A 20,190-nucleotide genomic window follows, 5' to 3' on the forward strand; every position below is an offset into this window, starting at 1 on the left:
GGGACTTTTGTCGTTGGTCAAGCAAAAGATGTGACGCTATCGACTTCTTAATGATCAGGACTGTTGAGTAATGCGTATTTGTGCGCAGAATGGCTGCGCTCCGTCGCCGCGGGGCCGGGTCCGCCGCGCTCAGTCGAGGGGGGCGACGGCCGACCACGGCACGGTCAGCTCGCCGAGCCGGCTGCGTCGCGGCCCGCCGATGATCGGCCACCCCTCGTGGCGGAGCGTCGCGACGGCCGCGATCCAGCGCTGCGACGGCCCGTAGACGGCCATCGCCGCATGCGTCCGCCACGCCAGGTCGAGATCGCCGAGCAGCCGGTGGATCCGCTCGCCCGGCACGTTGCGGTGGATGAGCGCCTTCGGCAGGCGCTCGGCGACGATCGAGGGCAGTTCGAGGCCCGAGCGGCGCAGGCTCACGGTGAAGGTCCGCGGTCCGGATGCCCCGAGCCCCACCCAGCTCGAGACGCGGCCGAGTTCGTCGCAGGTGCCCTCGACGAGCAGCCCGCCGGAGGCGAGCCGCGACCGCATCAGGTCCCACGCCGAGCCGACCTCGGCCTCGTCGTACTGGCGCAGCACGTTGAACGCGCGGATGACCGCGGGGCGGCGCCCGCCCGGCACCGGCACCTCGAAGCCGCCGACCGCGAAGTCGACGTCGAGCGAGGCGCTGAAGTGGGCGTCGCCGGCCCGGACCGCGGCGAGCTGCTCGCGCGCGACGCGCACCCGCTCGGGCTCGATCTCGAGGCCGAGCACGCGGACGTCGGGGCGCACGTGGGCGAGCCGCGACGCGAGTTCGAGCGTCGTGACCCCGCTCGCCCCGTAGCCCAGGTCGACGACGAACGGGTCGGGCGCGTGCAGCAGGGCGGGATGCGCGGCGATCCAGCGGTCGACCCGGCGCAGCCGGTTCGTGTTCGTGGTGCCCCGGGTGACGGTGCCCACGCGCTGCCCGGGCCGGAGGCGCCGGGGGTGGGGCGAGGCATCCGGTGGCATGCTGCAAGTCTGGCAGCCCGGCGGCCGCCTTCGCGGCAGCCGGGCGGTCATCGGGCTTCACGCGGGCGGGGGCCCGGATGCCTCGCCGCTAGGCTGGTGGGCATGCCTCACACCCTCGTGCTGCTCCGTCACGGCAACAGCGAATGGAACCAGAAGAACCTGTTCACCGGCTGGGTCGACGTCCGGCTCTCCGAGCTCGGTCGCACCGAGGCGGCTCGCGCGGGCGAGCTGCTCGCCGACTCGGGCCTGCTGCCCGACGTGCTGCACACCTCGGTGCTCACGCGCGCGATCCAGACGGCGAACATCGCGCTCGACGTCGCCGACCGCGCCTGGATCGACGTGCGTCGCAGCTGGCGCCTCAACGAGCGCCACTACGGCGCGCTCCAGGGGCTCGACAAGGCCGAGACGCTCGAGAAGTACGGCCCCGAGCAGTTCCAGCTGTGGCGACGCTCGTTCGACGTGCCGCCGCCCGTCCTCGCCGACGACGCCGAGTACTCGCAGGTCGGCGATCCCCGCTACGCGGACCTCGCCGATGACGAGCTGCCGCGCACCGAGTGCCTGAAGGACGTGATCGCCCGCATGCTGCCGTACTGGCAGTCCGACATCGTCCCCGACCTCGCCGCCGGCAAGACGGTGCTCGTGACCGCGCACGGCAACTCGCTGCGCGCACTCGTGAAGCACCTCGACGGCATCGGCGACGACGACATCGCCGAGCTCAACATCCCGACCGGCATCCCGCTCGTCTACGAGCTCGACGACGACTTCCGCCCGACGAAGCCGGGCGAGTACCTCGACCCCGAGGCGGCGGCGGCCGGTGCGGCCGCGGTGGCGGCGCAGGGCAAGAAGTAGCGCGAAGCACGAGAAGGGCGGATGCCGTACGGCATCCGCCCTTCGTCGTCCCGGACGCGGCCCGCGACCGGGGTGCGCTCAGAGCGCGGACTTCTCGGGGTCCCAGTCGCCCGTCGCGAGGTACTGGACCTTCTTCGCGATCGAGACCGCGTGGTCCGCGAAGCGCTCGTGGTAGCGGCTCGCGAGGGTCGCGTCGACCGTGTCGACGGTCTCGCCCTTCCACTTCTCGCCGAGCACCTTGTCGAAGACCGAGAGGTGCAGCGCATCGACCTTGTCGTCCTCGTTGCGGATCTCCTCGGCGAGGTGCACGTCCTCCGTGCGGAGGAGCTCGACGAGCTTGCGGGCGATCTCGACGTCGAGCCGGCCCATCTCCGAGAAGGTCGGGCGCAGCGACTTCGGCACGACCTTGTCGGGGAATCGGTAGCGGGCGAGCTGCGAGATGTGGGTCGACATGTCGCCCATGCGCTCGAGCGAGGCGCTGATGCGCAGCGCGCTCACGACGATGCGCAGGTCGCGCGCGACCGGCTGCTGCTTCGCGAGGATCGTGATCGCGAGCTCGTCGAGCTCGACGGCGGCCTGGTCGATCTTGTCGTCGTCGGCGATCACCTCCTCGGCGAGACTCACGTCGGATTCGTTGAACGCCCGAGTCGCCTTGTCGATCGAAACGGCGACGAGGTCGGCGATCTCCACGAGTCGCTCCTGCACCTCGGCCAGTTCCTGCTGGAACACCTCACGCATGCTCGAATTCCTTGCCTCTCATCGTCCGCGCGCACAGCACGAACCCTCCGGGACGACCCGGCTCCGGGACATCCTCCCGGCCGGAGGTGAACAACAGGTGCCGGGATGCTGAACACTCCCTAACGTAGCGCCGCACAGCGGGAAGACGGCCTTCCGGCGCTTGGCGCCTCGTTAGTCTGGTGCCATGGACTCCACGTGGGCAGTGCTCACCGCGCTCGCCTTCGGCGTCTTCCTCGGCGCCGCATTCATGGTCGTGCTGCACGTCGCCGAGCGCCGCGGATCGAGCGCGGCGCGGGTCGTCGCGCCGACGATCCCCGACGGCGTCGACCAGGTCCTCGACGTGCTGGAGTCCGCCGGCGTCGTCCTCGACCCCTCGAACAACGTGCTCCGCGCCTCGCCCGGCGCGCTCGCGATGGGGCTCGTGCGCCAGCAGGCGCTCGTGCACCCCGAACTGCTCGAACTCGTCGCCTCGGTGCGGCGCTCGGGCGACCCCGTCGCCGAGGAGCTCACGGTCGCGCGGTCGCCGTACGGCGAGTCCCCGCTGCGCCTGCGGGTGCGCGTCGCCCGCCTCGGCACCCGCTTCGTGCTCCTCCTCGCCGAGGACCGCACGGAGTCGCACCGCCTCGACGAGGTGCGACGCGACTTCGTCGCGAACATCAGCCACGAGCTGAAGACGCCGATCGCGAGCGTCAGCCTGCTCGCCGAAGCCCTCGACCAGGCGGCCGACGAGCCCGACCAGGTCCGCCGCTTCGCGGGCCGGCTGTCGGTCGAGGCGAGCCGGCTGGCGCACATCACGAGCGAGGTGATCGAGCTCTCGCGGCTCCAGGCCAGGGACGCGCTGCGGCCCGACGTGCTCGTCGACGTCGACGAGATCGTCGCGGCGGCCGTCGACCAGAACCGGGTCGTCGCCGGCGGCAAGCGCGTCGACGTCGCCGTCAAGGCGGGCAGCGGCGCCCAGGTCTACGGCGATCGCGCGCTCATGATCGTCGCGGTGCACAACCTCGTCGCGAACGCGATCGCGTACTCGAACGAGGGCGGCCGGGTGGGCGTCGGCGTCAAGGTCGAGGGCGACGAGGTCGAGATCGCCGTCACCGACCAGGGCATCGGCATCGAGAGCGACGACCTCGATCGCGTCTTCGAGCGCTTCTACCGGGTCGACCAGGCCCGCTCGCGCAACACCGGCGGCTCGGGGCTCGGGCTCAGCATCGTGAAGCACACGGTGCAGAACCACGGCGGCGACGTCCGCGTGTGGTCGCAGCCCGGCCGCGGCTCGACGTTCATGATCAAGCTGCCGCTCGCCGAGACGCCCCCCGTCGCCGGCGACGCGGCCGACGCCCCCGGGGCGAAGTCGGCCCCGGCCGATGCCCGACCGGCTGCGAAGCTCGCAGCATCCCGACAAGGAGACCGTACGTGACCCGCATCCTGCTCGTCGAAGACGAGATCGCCCTCTCCGATCCGCTGAGCTTCCTGCTCGAGCGCGAGGGCTACGAGATCGAGGTCGCCGCCGACGGCCCCTCGGCGATCGCCGCATTCGACCGCGACGGGGCCGACCTGGTGCTGCTCGACCTCATGCTGCCGGGGTTGCCGGGAACCGAGGTCTGCCGCGAGATCCGTACGCGCTCGACCGTGCCGATCATCATGCTCACGGCCAAGGACTCGGAGATCGACATCGTCGTCGGGCTCGAGCTCGGCGCCGACGACTACGTCACGAAGCCGTACAAGACGCGCGAGCTGCTCGCACGCATCCGGGCGGTGCTGCGCCGCCGCACCGAGATCGAGGACTACGACGAGGCCGTGCTCGAGGGCGGTCGCGTCAAGATGGACGTCGACCGGCACACGGTCGAGGTCGACGGCGCGCCCGTGCCCATGCCGCTGAAGGAATTCGAGTTGCTCGAACTGCTCATGCGCAACCCCGGCCGGGTGCTCACGCGCGGCCAGCTGATCGACCGCGTCTGGGGCTCCGACTACTTCGGCGACACGAAGACGCTCGACGTGCACATCAAGCGCATCCGCTCGAAGATCGAGCTCGCGCCGTCCGAGCCGGTGCAGCTCGTCACCGTGCGCGGTCTCGGCTACCGATTCGAGGCGTGACGCCGGCGCCCGCGGGGCGCAGACATGCGAAGAGCGGATGCCGGTGGCATCCGCTCTTCGTCGCGTTCAGTGGGTCGCGGTTCAGGGAACGAGCGACTCGTACTCGGGCAGGCGCCCGTCGAGGACCGGGACCTGCTTCTCGATGCCCTCGGCCGAGCCGTACTGGAAGTAGATCGGCAGGAGCGATCCGGGGTCGGTGTCGATGCCCTCGAGGACGATCGGCTCGACCTCGTCGAGGCCCTCGACCGCGTCGGCGCCGAAGGCGACCGTCGCGCCCGCGTCGACCGGGATGGTCACGGTGTCGCCGCCGTCGACCTGCACGTCGAGGTCGACGTCGTCCTCGCCGTTGTTCACGATGGTGAGCACGAGCGTGCCGTCGACGCCGTCGTCGCTGACGACGAGGATGTTGCGGAGGTCGAGGTCGCCGACGTTGGCGGAGACGCCGTCGCTCGCGTCGTAGTGCTCGGTCGTCGCCTGATAGGTGAGCATCGAGCACCCGCTCGCGCCGAGCGCGACGCCGAGGGCCAGAGCAGCGGATGCGGCGAGACGCGCCTTCACAGAACCTCCAAGTGCGAAACTGCGCGCACGAACCAGTCGGCACGTGCGATCGAATCCGAGCATATCGTACGCAGGAGCGCCCGCGAGAAGGGGAGGCGAACCTTAGCACGATCGGGAATGTGATATCCTGAAAGTTGCCGAAAGGACTATCATTCATGCTTTTTGAGGTTGGCGAAACCGTCGTTTACCCCCACCACGGTGCCGCAACGATCACCGAGGTCAAGAAACGCATCATCAAGGGTGAAGAGAAGCTCTACCTCAAGCTGAACGTCACGCAGGGCGATCTCGTCATCGAGGTGCCCGCGGAGAACGTCGACCTCGTCGGCGTTCGCGACGTCATCGGCAAGGAGGGCCTCGACAAGGTCTTCGAGGTGCTGCGCGCCCCCTTCACCGAGGAGCCGACCAACTGGTCGCGCCGCTACAAGGCGAACCTCGAGAAGCTCGCCTCGGGCGACGTGATCAAGGTCTCCGAGGTCGTGCGCGACCTCTGGCGCCGCGATCAGGACCGCGGTCTCTCCGCAGGTGAGAAGCGCATGCTCGCGAAGGCACGTCAGATCCTGATCTCCGAGCTCGCGCTCGCCGAGAAGACCGACGAAGAGGCGGCGTCGACCGTGCTCGACGAGGTGCTCGCCTCCTAGCGGGCGATCCGATCCTTCGTCGAACGGCGGGTGCGCGCGCACCCGCCGTTCGTCGTCTCCGGCGTCGCGCGGTCAGCGGAGCCGGGCGCTCGGGCCGTGAGTACCCGGGACTACGCTCGAAGCGTGAGTTCAGCGATCGCCGTCATCGTCGTCGCCGCAGGCAGCGGCACCCGCCTCGGCCATGCCGAGCCCAAGGCCTTCGTGCCGCTCGGCACCGACACCGTGCTCGCCGCCGCGGTCTCCGGCGTGCTCGCGATGCGGCAGGCGCCGCACCTCGTGCTCGTGGTCCCTGGCGATCGCGTCGAGGCCGCACGCAGACGATTCGCCGCCGACGCCGCGACTGCGGGCGCCGTGCTCGACGTCGTCGCCGGCGGCTCGAGCCGCCAGGAGTCCGTCGCCGCGGGCCTCGCCGTGCTCCCCGCCGCCGTCGAGACGGTGCTCGTGCACGACGCCGCCCGCGCGCTCACCCCCGCACTGCTCTTCGACGAGGTCGCCGCCGCCGTGCGCGCGCGCGGGCACGGCATCGTGCCCGCCCTCGACGTGGTCGACACCGTGAAGCGCGTCGCCGACGACGGGCGGGTCGTCGAGACCGTCGACCGCTCGAGCCTCCGCGCGGTGCAGACGCCGCAGGGCTTCCCGCGGTCCTCGCTCGATCACGCCTACGCCACGGCGCACGGCGAGTTCACCGACGACGCGGCGCTCGTCGCCGCCGCGGGGCTCGTCGTCGAGACGGTGCCCGGCGACGTGCGTGCGTTCAAGATCACCGTGCCCGCCGACCTCCGCCGGGCGGAGCAGCTCCTCGCCGAGCAGCGGGCGGCCGCGCAGCGCATCGCCGAGCCGCGCGTCGCCGATGCGCCCGCCGCCGCGCGCACCGCGGTGCCGCGGATCGGCACCGGGACCGACGTGCACGCCTTCGCCGACGACGACGCGCCGCTCTGGCTCGCGGGCCTGCACTGGCCCGGCGAGCGGGGCCTCTCCGGGCACTCCGACGGCGACGCCGCGGCGCACGCCGTCTGCGACGCGCTCCTCGCCGCGGCCGGGCTCGGCGACGTTGGCCAGGTCTTCGGCACCGCCGACGCGCGGTTCGCCGGCGCCCACGGCGAGGTGTTCCTCGCCGAGACCCGGCGCCTCGTCGAGGCATCCGGCCATCGCATCGGCAACGTCAGCGTGCAGATCGTGGGCAACCGCCCGAAGCTCGCGCCGCGCAGGGCCGAGGCCGAGGCGCTGCTCTCGCGGGTGCTCGGCGCGCCGGTCAGCGTCGCCGCGACGACGAGCGACGCGCTCGGGTTCACGGGTCGCGGCGAGGGCGTCGCGGCGATCGCGACCGCCCTCATCGTCCCGGCCTGACGCGCGGCGCGGGTCACGCGGGGTCGCGCCGGTAAGCTTTGCAGGTGACCGTGCGACTCTACGACTCGAAGGCCCAGGCGCTGCGCGACTTCGTGCCCCTCCGGGAGGGGCGCGTCGGCATGTACGTCTGCGGACCGACGGTGCAGTCGAGCCCGCACATCGGCCACCTCCGCAGCGCGCTCGTCTACGACATCATGCGTCGTTGGTTCGCCTACCGCGGCAACGACGTCGTCTTCGTGCGCAACGTCACCGACATCGACGACAAGATCCTGCAGGCCGCCGTCGACGAGGGCACGAGCGACACGTGGTGGGCCCTCGCCTACCGGGTCGAGCTCGAGTTCACCGGGGCCTACAACTCGCTCGGCATCCTCGCGCCGAGCTACGAGCCCCGGGCGACCGCGAGCGTGCAGCAGATGCAGGAGCTCATCGCGCGCCTCATCGAGCGCGGCCATGCGTATCCCGCCGCCGACGGCTCGGGCGACGTCTACTTCGACACCTCGAGCTGGCCCGCCTACGGCGAGCTCACCCGGCAGTCGCGCGACAAGATGGAGGCGGCGGCCGACGCCGACCCGCGCGGCAAGCGCGACCCCCGCGACTTCGCCCTGTGGAAGGGCCGCAAGCCGAGCGAGCCCGAGTCGGCGAGCTGGCACTCGCCGTGGGGCGACGGCCGGCCCGGCTGGCACATCGAGTGCTCGGCCATGGCCGCCCGCTACCTCGGCTCCGAGTTCGACCTGCACGGCGGCGGGCTCGACCTGCGCTTCCCGCACCACGAGAACGAACTGGCGCAGTCGAGCGCCGCGGGCGACGGCTTCGCCCGCTACTGGGTGCACAACGGCCTCGTCAACATCGGCGGCCAGAAGATGTCGAAGTCGCTCGGCAACTCGGTCTACGCCGCAGAGCTCTTCGCCCTCGCGAGCCCGCTCGCCGTGCGGTACCTGCTCGGCCAGGCGCACTACCGTTCGACCCTCGACTACGCGCCCGCCTCGCTCCTCGAGGCCGAGGCGGCGGTCGACCGCATCCGCGTGTTCCTCGAACGCGTCGAGCGGCGGCTCGCGGGCACCCGCTTCGCGGGCGTCGGCGCCCCCGTCGTGCCCGCGGCCTTCGAGGCCGCGATGGACGACGACCTCGGCGTGCCGCAGGCGCTCGCGGTGCTGCACGACACCGTGCGCGCCGGCAACCAGGCGCTCGACGCCGAGGAGCTGCACGACGCGGCGACCGCCCACGGGCACGTCGCCGCCATGGTGCAGGTGCTCGGCATCGACCCCCGCGACCCCCACTGGTCGGCGGCCGAGCAGGGGCCCGCTGCGGCGGCCCTCGACGTGCTCGTCCGTCGCCTCATCGACGACCGGCAGGCCGCCCGCGAGTCGAAGGACTACGCGGCGGCCGACCGGATCCGCGCCGAACTCACGGCCGCGGGCATCACCATCGAAGACAGTCAGACCGGCACGCATTGGAGTTTGGGATCATGAAGGGCAGCAGCGGCAAGTCGCGCGCCGGAGCCGTGCGGAAGGCGAAGAACAAGCAGGTCGGCTCTGGCGGCCAGGGCCGTCAGGCCCTCGAGGGCAAGGGGCCGACGCCGAAGGCCGAAGACCGCGCCTGGCACCCCGCCGGCAAGCGGAAGGCCGCGCAGGAGCGCTACGCCGCCGCGGGCGGCAAGGGCCGCGCCGGCGGCAAGGTCGCGGGCCAGGGGCGCGGTTCGAACGCGCCCCGGGGCGCATCGGGTGCGGCGCGACGCTCGAAGTCGGGCGACGAGTCCGAGATCGTGACGGGCCGCAACTCGGTCGTCGAGGCGCTGCGTACCCGCATCCCCGCGACGACCCTCTACATCGCCGCGCGCATCGAGATGGACGACCGGGTCAAGGAGGCGGTGAAGATCGCCACGAACCGCGGCATCCCGATCCTCGAGGTCATGAAGCCCGAGCTCGACCGCCTCGCGGGCGAGGGCGGCGTGCACCAGGGCCTCGCCCTCAAGGTGCCGCCGTACGAGTACGCGCACCCGATCGAGCTCCTCGACGAGGTCATCGCACGCGACGAGACGCCGCTGCTCGTCGCCCTCGACGGCATCACCGACCCGCGCAACCTCGGTGCGATCCTGCGCTCGACGGGCGCCTTCGGCGGCCAGGGCGTCATCGTGCCCCAGCGTCGTTCGGTCGGCGTCAACTCGGCCGCATGGAAGACGTCCGCCGGCGCCGCCGCGCGGGTGCCGGTCGCGATGGCCGCGAACCTCACCCAGACCCTGAAGGGGCTGAAGGAGCGCGGCGTCTTCGTGCTCGGCCTCGACGGCGACGGCGACGTGTCGCTGCCGGGCCTCAGCTGGGCCGACCGCCCGATCGTCGTCGTCGTCGGCAGCGAGGGCAAGGGCCTCTCGCGCCTCGTCGCCGAGACCTGCGACGCGATCGTGTCGATCCCGATCAGCGCGACGACCGAGTCGCTCAACGCCGGCATCGCCGCCTCGGTGACGCTCTACGAGATCTCGAAGCTCCGCGCCGCGGGGGAGTAGCGCGGGCGAGTCGCGTCACCGCGAGGCATCCGGCCGGATGCCTCGCGGCCGCACTCACACCTTCAGGCGCCAGTCGTCGTCGTCATCGGGATCGACGGCGCTCATCGCCGCCGTCTCGGTCGGCACGACCTCGATCGCGGCGGTCAGCGAACCGGTCGGCGGGTCGATCATGGTGGCCTCGTCGCGCCGGTGGCGCAGCACGGTGTTGATGTACGAGGTCACCGCCTCGGCGAGCGGGATGTCGTGCCCCGCCTGCTGCGCCATGAACCAGCGGTGCTCGAGCAACTGGTGGAACACCTCGGCCGGTTCGAGCTTGCCGCGCAGCTCGCGGGGGATGGCGCGCACCACGGGCTCGAACACGCGCATGAGCCATTCGTGCGCCACCATCTCTTCGTCGAGCTCGCCCTTTCCGTAGGCGGCGCGGTACGAGTCGAGGTCGTTGAGCAGGCGCCGGGCCTGGTTCTCGCCCGCGTCGATGCCGGTGAGGCGGAGGAGCCGGCGCTGGTGGTGCCCCGCGTCGACGACCTTCGGCTGGATCCGCACGGTCGTGCCCGAGGCATCCGTCCTGATCGCGAGCTCCTCGATGTCGAAGCCGAGCTCGTTGAGCCGGTTGACGCGCTCGTTGATGCGCCAGCGCTCGGCGGAGGAGAACGACTCGGAGCCCGTGAGCTCGGTCCAGAGGCTGCGGTAGGCCTCGACGATGCCGTTCGAGATGCGAACCGGGTCGAGCTCGTCGGCGACCTTGCCGCCGGCCTCGAGGTCGAGGAGTTCGCCGGCGATGTTCACCCGCGCGATCTCGAGGTCGTTCTCGCGCTGCCCGTTCGAGAGGCCGCCTTCGTAGAGCTTGCCCGTCTCGGCATCGACGAGGTAGGCGGCGAAGGCGCCGGCGTCGCGGCGGAACAGCGTGTTCGAGAGCGACACGTCGCCCCAGAAGAAGCCGACGATGTGCAGGCGCACGAGCAGCACCGCGAGCGCGTCGACGAGGCGGGTCGCGGTGTCGGGCCGCAGCGTCTGCGAGAAGAGGGCGCGGTACGGCAGCGAGAAGCGCAGGTGCCGGGTGACGAGCACGGGCTTCAGCTCGTCGCCCTCGTCGTCGCTGCGGTTCGTGATGACGGCGACGGGGTCGACGCAGGGGATCTCGAGGCGCTGCAGCGTCCGCAGCATCTCGTACTCGCCCTTCGCCATCTCGGCGGTCGTCTCCTTGATGGCCACGACGTGCCCGCCGAGGTGCGCGAAGCGCACGAGGTGGCGGGAGATGCCCTTGGGAAGGGCGGCGATCGTGTCGCTCGGCCACGACTCGAGCGGAAGGTGCCACGGCAGATCGAGGAGGGCCGGGTCGGCCATCGCCGAAGTGATCGAGAGTGAACCGCTCATGGGTCGATCCTTCCAGACGCGCGGATGCCCCGGGGGCGCCCTCGGAAGACGACGATGCCGGCCGGGCGAACCGCCCGACCGGCATCGGTCGTCATGAGGCGCGAGGTCAGCTGACGACGGCCTTGTTGCCGAGGCGGTCGCCCGACTCGGCGTCGAAGAGGTGCACGTGGTTCGGCGTGGCGGTGAGGTACACCTTGTCGCCGGCGTTCGGGTGCGAGCGGCCGTCGACGCGCGCGACGATGTCGGTGCGCTTGCCCTCGACGGTCGAGTGGCCGTAGAGGTAGCCGTCGGCGCCGAGCTCCTCGACGAGGTCGACGTCGACCTCGAGGCCCTCGCCCGGGGTCGACGAGACGACGATGTCCTCGGGGCGGACGCCGATGGTCGCGACCGTGCTGGTGGCCTCGGCGAGGACGTCGCGGTCGACCGGCACGACGGCCGAGCCGAACTTGACGCCCGACTCGACGAGGTCGGCGTGGAACAGGTTCATCGCGGGCGAGCCGATGAAGCCGGCGACGAACACGTTCTGCGGCTTCTCGTAGAGGTCGCGCGGGGTGCCGACCTGCTGGAGCAGGCCGTCCTTCAGCACGGCGATTCGGTCGCCCATGGTGAGCGCCTCGGTCTGGTCGTGCGTGACGTAGACGGTGGTGACGCCGAGGCGGCGCTGCAGCGAGGCGATCTGGGTACGGGTCTGCACGCGGAGCTTCGCGTCGAGGTTCGAGAGCGGCTCGTCCATGAGGAACACCTGGGGCTGGCGCACGATGGCGCGGCCCATGGCGACGCGCTGGCGCTGGCCGCCCGAGAGGGCCTTCGGCTTGCGCGAGAGGTAGGGCTCGAGGTCGAGGAGCTTCGCGGCCTCGAGGACGCGCGCGGCGCGCTCCTCCTTGCCGACGCCGGCGATCTTGAGCGCGAAGCCCATGTTCTCGGCGACCGTCATGTGCGGGTACAGCGCGTAGTTCTGGAAGACCATCGCGATGTCGCGGTCCTTCGGGGGCACGTCGGTGACGTTGCGGTCGCCGATGAAGATGTTGCCGTCGTTGACCTCTTCGAGGCCGGCGAGCATGCGGAGCGACGTGGACTTGCCGCAACCCGACGGGCCGACGAGCACGAGGAACTCGCCGTCGGCGATCTCGAGGTCGAGCTGGTCGACCGCGGGGCGGGTGCCGCCCGGGTACAGGCGGGTGGCCTTGTCGAACGTGACTGACGCCATGGTGCTTTCTCTCCTTCACCGGCAGGTACGTGCCGGACGATCCGTAGTGAATGGAAGCGCGTCGACATCGACGCCTCCTCAGTATCGCACGCGCGAAGCGGGCTCCCGACCAGCCGGGTGGATGCCCCGGCACCGTCGCCGAGGCATCCTCAGCTGCGGCCCGGTGGAGGTGGAGGGCGCGTTCAGTGCCCGTTTGGGTGATTCCCAGCCATCCTCCCTACTATCGTCATTGCGTGCGCCTGCACTCGCGCGCGCCCACACAGCGACCGGAGTGACCATCGATGAGCAACGGCGGATCGAACCAGCCACGCCCCACCCGTAACCAGCAGCGCGAAGCCGCGCGCGAGAAGGCCAGGGAGCTGCGCGAAGCGCAGAAGAAGCGCGAGCGCCGCAACAAGTTCCTGCTGGTCGGCGGCGTGACCGTCGCCGTCATCCTCGTGATCGGCCTGGTCATCGGCGTCGTCGTGCAGAACATGAAGCCCGCGGGCCCCGGCCCGGCCAACATGGCCAGCAACGGCATCCTGCTCACCGGAGTCGACGGCGTCGTCACCCCGGTCGAGACGAAGTCGCTTCCCGCCGACGCCGACCCGATCCCCACCGAGCAGGACGACAGCGGCACGGTCGCGAACATCGTCGTCTACGTCGACTACCTGTGCCCCTTCTGCGGCCAGTTCGAGACGACGAACGGCGAGACGATCCGCACGATGGTCGAGCAGGGCGCCGCCACCCTCGAGACGCACCCCCTCGCGATCCTCACGAACAAGTCGGCGGGCACCCAGTACTCGCTGCGTGCGGCGAACGCCGCGGCGTGCGTGGCCGACACCTCGCCCGAGTCGTTCTTCGACTTCAACGCGCTGCTCTTCGCGAACCAGCCCGATGAGGGCTCGACCGGTCTCACGAACGATGAGATCAAGGGCTTCGTGAAGGAGGCCGGTGCGTCGTCGGTCGGCACGATCGAGAGCTGCATCGACTCGAAGGAGTTCTTCGGCTGGGTGAACAACGCGACCGAGCGCGCGCTCACGCAGCCCGTTCCGAACTCCGACCTCGAGTCGATCAAGGGCACCCCGACCGTGCTCGTGAACGGCAAGCAGTACGTGGGTTCGCTCACCGATCCGGCCGAGTTCCAGTCGTTCGTGCTGCAGGCCACGGGCGAGGCGTTCTCGGAGTCGAACTCCACGCCGACCCCGACCCCCACCCCGACGCCCGCGTCGTAGTCGCGACGCATCCAGACGAAGGCCCGGCGTTCGCGCCGGGCCTTCGTCGTCGGAGCCTCCCGGGTAGGATGATCCGACGGGGCCTCCGCCCTCTGCCGGCTTGGCGCAATTGGTAGCGCACCGCTCTTGTAAAGCGGTGGTTACGGGTTCGAGTCCCGTAGCCGGCTCTTGACCGAAGACATCGCCGGCGTACCGTCGAACGCCGAACCGCACAGCCCCGTCCACCGCCATGCGCACGTCCACCCGCATGTCGAGCGCACCCGCATGCCGCTCTGGATCGCGGTCGTGCTCGCGATCGTGTTCGGTGCGGGCACCGCGCTCCAGTCGCGCATCAACGGCCAGCTCGCCGCCGAGCTCGACGACCCGTACACGGCGGCGGCGATCTCCTTCGGCACCGGTCTCGTCATCCTGACGGTCGCGCTCGCGGTGTGGCGCCCCGGCCGGGAGGGGGTCGGGCGGGTCCTCGCGGGCCTCCGCGCCGGACGCCTCGCGTGGTGGATGGTGCTCGGCGGGCTCGCCGGCGCCTGGTTCGTCGTCACCCAGGGGCTCTCGGCCGGCGTGCTCGGCGTGGCCATGTTCACGGTCGCGATCGTCGCGGGCCAGACCATCGGCGGCATCGTGTTCGACCTGATCGGGCTCGGTCCGGGCGGTCGGCGCCCGCTCACCCCGATGCGCGTGCTCGGCGCGCTGCTCGCACTCGTCGCGATCGGCTGGGCCGTGTCGGCGCAGCTCGCCCACGACGTGCCGCTCCTCGTGATGCTGTTCCCGTTCGTCGCCGGACTCGGCGTCGGATGGCAGCAGGCCGTCAACGGGCGGGTGAAGGCCGAGGCGGGCAGCGCGCTCACCGCGGCGTTCGGCAACTTCCTCGTCGGCACCGTCGCGCTCGTGGTCGTCATGCTCGGGCACGCCGCGATCGCGGGATGGCCCGAGCGGCTGCCGACCGAGCCCTGGCTCTACCTCGGCGGCGCGATCGGCTGCATCTTCATCGCCGGGCAGGCGCTCGTCGTGCGTGTGATCGGCGTGCTGCTGCTCGCCCTCTGCGGCGTCGCCGGCCAGCTCGCCGGGGCGCTCGCCCTCGACCTGCTGCTGCCCACCGGCCGCCCGGTCGACGGCGCCACGATCGGCGGCACCGTGCTCGCCGTCGTCGCGGTCGCGGTCGCGTCGATCCGGTGGTCGCGCCACCGGCACCGGGCCGACGTGCCCGGCGAGGACGAGCCGGGCGAGGGCGACGAGGCCGCGGTCAGTCGATCGAGCTGAACCGCGGCGCCGGACGCTCGGACGGGCGCCCGGGGCGCGCGCCGTCGGGTCGCCCCCCGACGTACAGCCAGCCGAGCAACTGCTCGCCCGGTGCGAGCCCGTGCATCTCGGCGACGGCAGGATGCCTCGTGAACGGCCCCGTGCGCCACATGACCCCCCAGCCCGCCTCGTCGAGGAGGAGGCTCAGGAGATGACCGACGCCGGCTGCGGCGACGAGCTGCTCCCATTCGGGCGCCTTCGGATGGAATCGCGGCGAGAGCACGAGCGCGAGCACCAGCGGTGCCCGGAGCGGCTTGGCCGCGAGCTTCTCGGCCGCGTGGCCCTCGAAGCCCGACGCGGCCACGAGGGCTTCGCCGAGCCGCTCGCGAGCGGCGCCGCGGAGCGCGATCGTGCGCCACGGCCGGAGGGCGGCGTGGTCGGCGACCCGCTCGGCGACGCCGAGCAGCTCGAGGAGTTCGGCGTCGTCGGGCGCGGCATCCGTCACCTTCGGCGCCGAACGCCGGGCGAGCGCCGCTTCGCGAACCGATGCCACCTCAGGACTCGGGCGTGAAGCCGAGGGCGAGCGAGTTCATGCAGTACCGGTCGCCCGTCGGGGTGCCGAACCCGTCGGGGAAGACGTGGCCGAGGTGCGAGCCGCAGTTCGCGCAGCGGACCTCGGTGCGGACCATGCCGAGGGTGCGGTCCTCGATGAGCTCGACCGCCTCGGGGCGCACCGACTCGTAGAAGCTCGGCCAGCCGCAGCCCGAGTCGAACTTCGTGCCGCTCTTGAAGAGCTCGGCCTTGCACGCGGCGCAGTTGTAGACGCCGGCGCGCTCCTCGTCGAGCAGTTCGCCCGTCCAGGGGCGCTCGGTCGCCGCCTCGCGGAGCACCGAGTACTGGTCGTCGCCCAGCTCGGCTCGCCACTCGGCATCGCTCTTGTTCACGGGGTAGGACATGGGGTGCTCCTCTCGGGGTGCGGTCGACGGGTTCCATCGTCTCAGCTCGGCCGCACGGGTGCGGCCGCAACGGATGCAACGCCGCGGAGCGTCCGTGTGTTCCGGCCGACGGCACACGCCGCGATCACTCGGCGCACTCTCGGCGGGCGTTCCCTAGTATGTGCTGCAGGCGGTGCGTCGACCGCCGCGACGGGAGGAACGGATGAGCGCGGAGCGCGTGCCCGACCGACCAGCTGTCGTCGGCCTCGACGACCGCCAACTCCGCGTGCTCGCCTTCGAGGCGCGCGCGTGGCAGCAGCCCGCCCGCAAGGCCGAGGCGATCCGCGACGAATTCGGCATCTCCGCCGCCCGCTACTATCGGATTCTCGGCGAGCTCATCGACTCGCCGGCGGCGCTCCGCCACGATCCGATGCTCGTCAAGCGACTGCAGCGGATGCGTTCGGCGCGCCGGGCGGCACGCTCCAGCCGTTCGATTCCCCTCGGCCGACCGCTCGACTGAGCCAGGCCCCGACCCGAATCTGGATCACATGGCGCAGAAGTTCCCTCGCGATCGCTTCGACACGATCCCGCACGGCATCGACCGCGTCGGCGCCCATCGCGCGCCCGCCCGCCGCGGGGCTCGATGGATCCGGTTCGGCTGGGCCGCGCTCGCGACCGTCGTGCTCGCCGGGGTCGGCATCGCGGGCGTCATGATCTTCAACGACCGGCTGAACGCCGCGAGCGGGCCCGACCCGGCCGCGACGCCCACGCCGACCGCGACCGCGGAGCCGACGATCGCGCCCGAGGTGAAGGTGACCGTGCTGAACGGCACCACGACCGCCGGGCTCGCGGCCAAGGCCACCGAGGCGCTCACCGCCGGCGGTGTGCCGGTCGACGCCACGGCCAACGCGAGTGCGAGCGACCTCACGGAGACGGTCGTCTACTACGCGACGCCCGACCTGGAGGGCGCCGCGCGCGGCGTCGCGACGCTGCTGCCCGAGGCCGACGTGCGCCTCTCCGAGAGCTTCGCCGAGACGGGGACGCCGCTCGTGCTCGTGCTCGGTTCGGACTACGCGGAGGCCTCGGCCGGCTGAGCCGGGCGAATCGTTGCCATTCTGCGACCATTCGTGACGCGCATCCCCTTGCGTCCGGGCCGCGCGGTGTGACTATCTGGAGTTGGTCGCCCGAGCCCGTGTGCACGTCCGGCACCTCAGGTGCCTCGTTCGCCCGCGTCGAGGGCGACCCGGTACAGGCGACAGGCAGGTGCTGATCCACACACCGCAACATGGGAGCAACGAATGGCGAACGGAACCGTCAAGTGGTTCAACGCTGAAAAGGGATACGGGTTCATCACCGTCGACGGGGACGGCCAGGACGTCTTCGTCCACTACTCCGCCATCGACATGGCCGGGTACAAGGTGCTCGAAGAGGGCCAGCAGGTCGTCTTCGAGGTCGGCACGGGGTCGAAGGGGCCGCAGGCCGAAGCCGTTCGTCCCGCCTGAGCGCACACGAATTCCGAACGCGCCGTCGCCCCTCCGACGGTGCGTTCGGCGTGTCCGGGGAGATCGCAGGCCACCGCTCCCCGTGCCTCGCTAGCATGTGGCCATGGCCACGGGGGTCCGAGCGACCTTTCGGCGACGAGGGGCCGCCCTCGCCGCCGTCGCCGTCGCGGCGGTGCTCGTCGCGGGCTGCCAGCAGGCGCCGCCCGAGCCGACCCCCACGCCGACCGCAGAGCCCCGACCGGTCGGCAGTTCGCAGCCGTTCGCCGTGGCGTACTCCCCGCTCCGGGGCACGCCGACCGACCCGGCCGCGCCGCAGCATCCCTCGCTCGCCGCCAAGATCGACAACCATGAGGATGCGCGACCGCAGATCGCGCTGAACCGGACCGACCTCGTCTTCGAGGAGCTCGTGGAGGGCGGCCTCACCCGCTACCTCGCGGTCTGGCACTCGGACATGCCGGACGTGATCGGGCCGGTGCGCTCCATCCGCCCGATGGATCCCGACATCGCCTCGCCGCTCGGCGGTGTCATCGCGTACTCGGGCGGGCAGGACCAGTTCGTCGCGATGATGATGGCGACCCCGCTCGTCAACGTCGTCTTCGACCTCGACGAGACCGGGCTGTACTCCCGGGCCGACGAGCGGCCGGGCCCGCACGACGTGATCCTCGACGCCGCCGAGACGATGGCGCGCAACGCGGAGCTCGAGCCGCCGCCCGTGCTGTTCGAGTACGGCACTGCCGACCCGCTCGCCGATCCGACGCTCGCCGCCGCGCCGACCTCGCGCATCGCGCTGGTCTTCTCCGAGGGACGATCGCCGTCGTGGGACTGGGATGCCGGTTCGTCCTCGTGGCTGCGCTCGCAGGAGGGGACCGCGGACCTCGAGGCCGGAGGTGGACGGGTGCGTGCGACGAACGTGGTGACGCTCGAGGTCGGCATCGACTGGCGGTACGGCGAGGTGCCGAAGACCGTGCTCATCGGGTCAGGCGAGGCCTGGGTGTCGGCCGGCGGGCGCACGGCGCACGGCACCTGGTCGAAGGACGCCGCGGCCTCGCCGATCGTGCTCACGGCCGACGACGGCTCACCGCTGCGGCTCGCGCCCGGCAACACGTGGATCGAACTCCTCCCGGAGAGCGGCAGCGCCTCGTTCACCCCGTGACGGACCCTCGCGTTGTTCGCGCTCGGCGTGCGCCGAGGGCACCGGGCTCGCTTGCACTCATGGCGGTCGAGTGCCAGAATCGTTTTAGCACTCACGTGATTTGAGTGCTAATCACGAATCTTTGAAGACGTCCGAGAAGGGGCGAGAAACACACATGGCAAAGATCATTGCTTTCGATGAGGAGGCCCGCCGCGGCCTCGAGCGTGGCCTCAACACGCTCGCCGACGCCGTCAAGGTGACCCTCGGCCCGCGCGGTCGCAACGTCGTGCTCGAGAAGAAGTGGGGCGCCCCCACGATCACGAACGACGGCGTGTCGATCGCCAAGGAGATCGAGCTCGACGACCCGTACGAGAAGATCGGCGCCGAGCTCGTCAAGGAGGTCGCCAAGAAGACCGACGACGTCGCCGGCGACGGCACCACGACCTCGGTCGTGCTCGCCCAGGCGCTCGTTCGCGAAGGCCTCCGCAACGTCGCCGCAGGCGCCGACCCCATCTCGCTGAAGCGCGGCATCGAGAAGGCCGTCCAGGCCGTCGAGGCCGAGCTCCTCGCCAACGCGAAGGACGTCGAGACGAAGGAAGAGATCGCCGCCACGGCCTCGATCTCGGCCGCCGACGAGCAGATCGGTGCGCTCATCGCCGAGGCGATCGACAAGGTCGGCAAGGAGGGCGTCGTCACCGTCGAGGAGTCGAACACCTTCGGCACCGAGCTCGAGCTCACCGAGGGCATGCGCTTCGACAAGGGCTACCTGTCGGCGTACTTCGTCACCGACCCCGAGCGCCAGGAGGCGGTCTTCGAGGACCCCTACATCCTGATCGTCAACAGCAAGGTCTCGAACATCAAGGACCTGCTGCCCATCGTCGACAAGGTGATCCAGACCGGCAAGCAGCTGCTCATCATCGCCGAGGACGTCGACGGCGAGGCGCTCGCGACCCTGATCGTCAACAAGATCCGCGGCATCTTCAAGTCGGTCGCCGTCAAGGCTCCCGGCTTCGGCGACCGTCGCAAGGCGCAGCTCCAGGACATCGCGATCCTCACCGGCGGCCAGGTCATCTCCGAGGAGGTCGGCCTCAAGCTCGAGAACGTCACCCTCGACCTGCTCGGCCAGGCCCGCAAGGTCATCATCACCAAGGACGAGACGACCATCGTCGAGGGTGCCGGTGACGAGGAGGCCATCGCCGGTCGCGTCGCGCAGATCCGCAAGGAGATCGACAACACCGACTCCGACTACGACCGCGAGAAGCTCCAGGAGCGCCTCGCCAAGCTCGCCGGCGGCGTCGCCGTCATCAAGGCGGGTGCGGCCACCGAGGTCGAGCTCAAGGAGCGCAAGCACCGCATCGAAGACGCGGTCCGCAACGCGAAGGCCGCCGTCGAGGAGGGCATCGTCGCCGGTGGTGGCGTCGCGCTCATCCAGGCCGGCAAGACCGCCTTCGAGAAGCTCGAGGTCTCGGGCGACGAGGCGACCGGTGCGAACATCGTGCGCGTCGCGATCGACGCCCCGCTCAAGCAGATCGCCCTCAACGCCGGCCTCGAGCCGGGCGTCGTGGTCGACCGCGTGCGCAACCTCCCGGTCGGCCAGGGCCTCAACGCCGCGACCGGCGAGTACGTCGACATGCTCGCTGCGGGCATCAACGACCCGGTGAAGGTCACCCGCTCGGCGCTGCTCAACGCGGCTTCGATCGCCGGTCTCTTCCTCACCACCGAGGCCGTCGTCGCCGACAAGCCCGAGAAGAACCCGGTTCCGGCCGGCGACCCCACGGGTGGCATGGACTTCTAAGCAGGTCCGCGACACGCGATCGCACGAAGGGCGTCTCCCCAGAGGGAGGCGCCCTTCGTCGTGCGCGGCGTGCGGTCGGCGGAGCCG

The 20,190-nt window shown here is 71.1% G+C and carries 21 protein-coding genes and 1 tRNA gene; 15 read left to right on the top strand and 7 right to left on the bottom strand.

Annotated elements, in window-relative coordinates; all coding sequences use genetic code 11:
* Positions 1-129: 129 nt before the first annotated feature.
* Positions 130-987 carry a class I SAM-dependent methyltransferase gene (locus ACFVAJ_RS12550; protein WP_376944480.1) on the bottom strand — a complete coding sequence of 286 codons (858 nt, stop codon included), beginning with the start codon at positions 985-987 and terminating at the stop codon, positions 130-132.
* Between the two features lie 96 nt (positions 988-1,083).
* Between ACFVAJ_RS12550 and ACFVAJ_RS12555 the strand changes: the two genes are divergently transcribed.
* Entirely contained in the window at positions 1,084-1,836 is a 753-nt protein-coding gene (locus ACFVAJ_RS12555; protein ID WP_376944482.1) for a phosphoglyceromutase, read from the top strand.
* A gap of 78 nt (positions 1,837-1,914) precedes the next feature.
* On the opposite strand, the gene phoU is transcribed toward ACFVAJ_RS12555, so the two are convergent.
* Positions 1,915-2,574 carry a phosphate signaling complex protein PhoU gene (phoU, locus tag ACFVAJ_RS12560; protein WP_376944484.1) on the bottom strand — a complete coding sequence of 220 codons (660 nt, stop codon included), beginning with the start codon at positions 2,572-2,574 and terminating at the stop codon, positions 1,915-1,917.
* A gap of 184 nt (positions 2,575-2,758) precedes the next feature.
* Between phoU and ACFVAJ_RS12565 the strand changes: the two genes are divergently transcribed.
* Both ACFVAJ_RS12565 and ACFVAJ_RS12570 read left to right on the top strand, forming a co-directional pair.
* Entirely contained in the window at positions 2,759-3,988 is a 1,230-nt protein-coding gene (locus ACFVAJ_RS12565; RefSeq protein WP_376944486.1) for a sensor histidine kinase, read from the top strand.
* On the top strand, positions 3,985-4,665 hold the full coding sequence (locus tag ACFVAJ_RS12570; RefSeq protein WP_376944488.1) for a winged helix-turn-helix domain-containing protein: 681 nt from the start codon (positions 3,985-3,987) through the stop codon (positions 4,663-4,665). The genes ACFVAJ_RS12565 and ACFVAJ_RS12570 overlap by 4 nt, the downstream gene beginning before the upstream one ends.
* An 81-nt stretch (positions 4,666-4,746) precedes the next feature.
* Here the strand turns inward: ACFVAJ_RS12570 and ACFVAJ_RS12575 are convergent, their stop codons facing one another.
* Positions 4,747-5,223: a hypothetical protein gene (locus ACFVAJ_RS12575; protein WP_376944490.1), complete on the bottom strand. Its 477-nt coding sequence runs from the start codon at positions 5,221-5,223 to the stop codon at positions 4,747-4,749.
* A 155-nt stretch (positions 5,224-5,378) separates the two neighbouring features.
* Here ACFVAJ_RS12575 and ACFVAJ_RS12580 point away from each other — a divergent pair, with 155 nt between their 5' ends.
* The 4 genes from ACFVAJ_RS12580 (at position 5,379) to rlmB (ending at position 9,708) form a co-directional block, all read left to right on the top strand.
* Positions 5,379-5,861 (top strand): CarD family transcriptional regulator, encoded by a 483-nt coding sequence (locus ACFVAJ_RS12580; RefSeq protein WP_022889889.1) that lies wholly within the window; start codon positions 5,379-5,381, stop codon positions 5,859-5,861.
* Between the two features lie 123 nt (positions 5,862-5,984).
* Positions 5,985-7,208, top strand: coding sequence for a 2-C-methyl-D-erythritol 4-phosphate cytidylyltransferase (gene ispD, locus ACFVAJ_RS12585; RefSeq protein WP_376944492.1), 1,224 nt, complete (start codon positions 5,985-5,987; stop codon positions 7,206-7,208).
* A 44-nt stretch (positions 7,209-7,252) separates the two neighbouring features.
* Positions 7,253-8,677 (top strand): cysteine--tRNA ligase, encoded by a 1,425-nt coding sequence (gene cysS / locus ACFVAJ_RS12590; protein ID WP_376944494.1) that lies wholly within the window; start codon positions 7,253-7,255, stop codon positions 8,675-8,677.
* Entirely contained in the window at positions 8,674-9,708 is a 1,035-nt protein-coding gene (gene rlmB, locus ACFVAJ_RS12595; RefSeq protein WP_376944496.1) for a 23S rRNA (guanosine(2251)-2'-O)-methyltransferase RlmB, read from the top strand. Before cysS ends, rlmB begins: the two co-directional genes overlap by 4 nt.
* 54 nt (positions 9,709-9,762) lie before the next feature.
* Here rlmB and ACFVAJ_RS12600 read toward each other — a convergent pair whose 3' ends face one another.
* Positions 9,763-11,082: a DUF4032 domain-containing protein gene (locus ACFVAJ_RS12600; RefSeq protein ID WP_376944498.1), complete on the bottom strand. Its 1,320-nt coding sequence runs from the start codon at positions 11,080-11,082 to the stop codon at positions 9,763-9,765.
* 106 nt (positions 11,083-11,188) lie between these two features.
* On the bottom strand, positions 11,189-12,289 hold the full coding sequence (locus ACFVAJ_RS12605; RefSeq protein ID WP_376944501.1) for an ABC transporter ATP-binding protein: 1,101 nt from the start codon (positions 12,287-12,289) through the stop codon (positions 11,189-11,191).
* Between the two features lie 281 nt (positions 12,290-12,570).
* On the opposite strand from ACFVAJ_RS12605, the gene ACFVAJ_RS12610 reads away from it, so the two are divergent.
* The 3 genes from ACFVAJ_RS12610 to ACFVAJ_RS12620 all read left to right on the top strand — a co-directional run bounded on the left by ACFVAJ_RS12610 (position 12,571) and on the right by ACFVAJ_RS12620 (position 14,760).
* Positions 12,571-13,503 (top strand): DsbA family protein, encoded by a 933-nt coding sequence (locus ACFVAJ_RS12610; protein WP_376944503.1) that lies wholly within the window; start codon positions 12,571-12,573, stop codon positions 13,501-13,503.
* A 94-nt stretch (positions 13,504-13,597) separates the two neighbouring features.
* Positions 13,598-13,670: transfer RNA gene (locus ACFVAJ_RS12615), tRNA-Thr, on the top strand.
* Between the two features lies 1 nt (position 13,671).
* Positions 13,672-14,760 (top strand): DMT family transporter, encoded by a 1,089-nt coding sequence (locus ACFVAJ_RS12620; protein ID WP_376944505.1) that lies wholly within the window; start codon positions 13,672-13,674, stop codon positions 14,758-14,760.
* On the opposite strand, the gene ACFVAJ_RS12625 is transcribed toward ACFVAJ_RS12620, so the two are convergent.
* Entirely contained in the window at positions 14,744-15,292 is a 549-nt protein-coding gene (locus ACFVAJ_RS12625; RefSeq protein ID WP_376944507.1) for a nitroreductase family protein, read from the bottom strand. The genes ACFVAJ_RS12620 and ACFVAJ_RS12625 overlap by 17 nt on opposite strands.
* A gap of 1 nt (position 15,293) precedes the next feature.
* Complete coding sequence (gene msrB / locus ACFVAJ_RS12630; RefSeq protein ID WP_376944509.1) at positions 15,294-15,695, bottom strand: peptide-methionine (R)-S-oxide reductase MsrB; 402 nt, start codon at positions 15,693-15,695, stop codon at positions 15,294-15,296.
* A 202-nt stretch (positions 15,696-15,897) separates the two neighbouring features.
* Here msrB and ACFVAJ_RS12635 point away from each other — a divergent pair, with 202 nt between their 5' ends.
* The 5 genes from ACFVAJ_RS12635 (at position 15,898) to groL (ending at position 20,103) form a co-directional block, all read left to right on the top strand.
* The gene (locus tag ACFVAJ_RS12635) at positions 15,898-16,194 is read left to right on the top strand and encodes a DUF3263 domain-containing protein (RefSeq protein WP_376944511.1); all 297 of its coding nucleotides are present in this window, start codon (positions 15,898-15,900) and stop codon (positions 16,192-16,194) included.
* 28 nt (positions 16,195-16,222) lie between these two features.
* A complete protein-coding gene (locus ACFVAJ_RS12640; RefSeq protein WP_376944513.1) occupies positions 16,223-16,768 on the top strand; it encodes a LytR C-terminal domain-containing protein in 546 nt (181 codons plus the stop codon).
* A gap of 204 nt (positions 16,769-16,972) precedes the next feature.
* A complete protein-coding gene (locus ACFVAJ_RS12645) occupies positions 16,973-17,176 on the top strand; it encodes a cold-shock protein (RefSeq protein WP_022889901.1) in 204 nt (67 codons plus the stop codon).
* 103 nt (positions 17,177-17,279) lie between these two features.
* A complete protein-coding gene (locus ACFVAJ_RS12650; RefSeq protein ID WP_376944515.1) occupies positions 17,280-18,329 on the top strand; it encodes a DUF3048 domain-containing protein in 1,050 nt (349 codons plus the stop codon).
* Positions 18,330-18,483: 154 nt separating this feature from the next.
* Entirely contained in the window at positions 18,484-20,103 is a 1,620-nt protein-coding gene (groL, locus tag ACFVAJ_RS12655) for a chaperonin GroEL (protein WP_376944517.1), read from the top strand.
* Positions 20,104-20,190 lie beyond the last annotated feature (87 nt).

The sequence above is a fragment of the Agromyces sp. NPDC057679 genome, from assembly GCF_042799635.1.
GTDB lineage: Bacteria > Actinomycetota > Actinomycetes > Actinomycetales > Microbacteriaceae > Agromyces.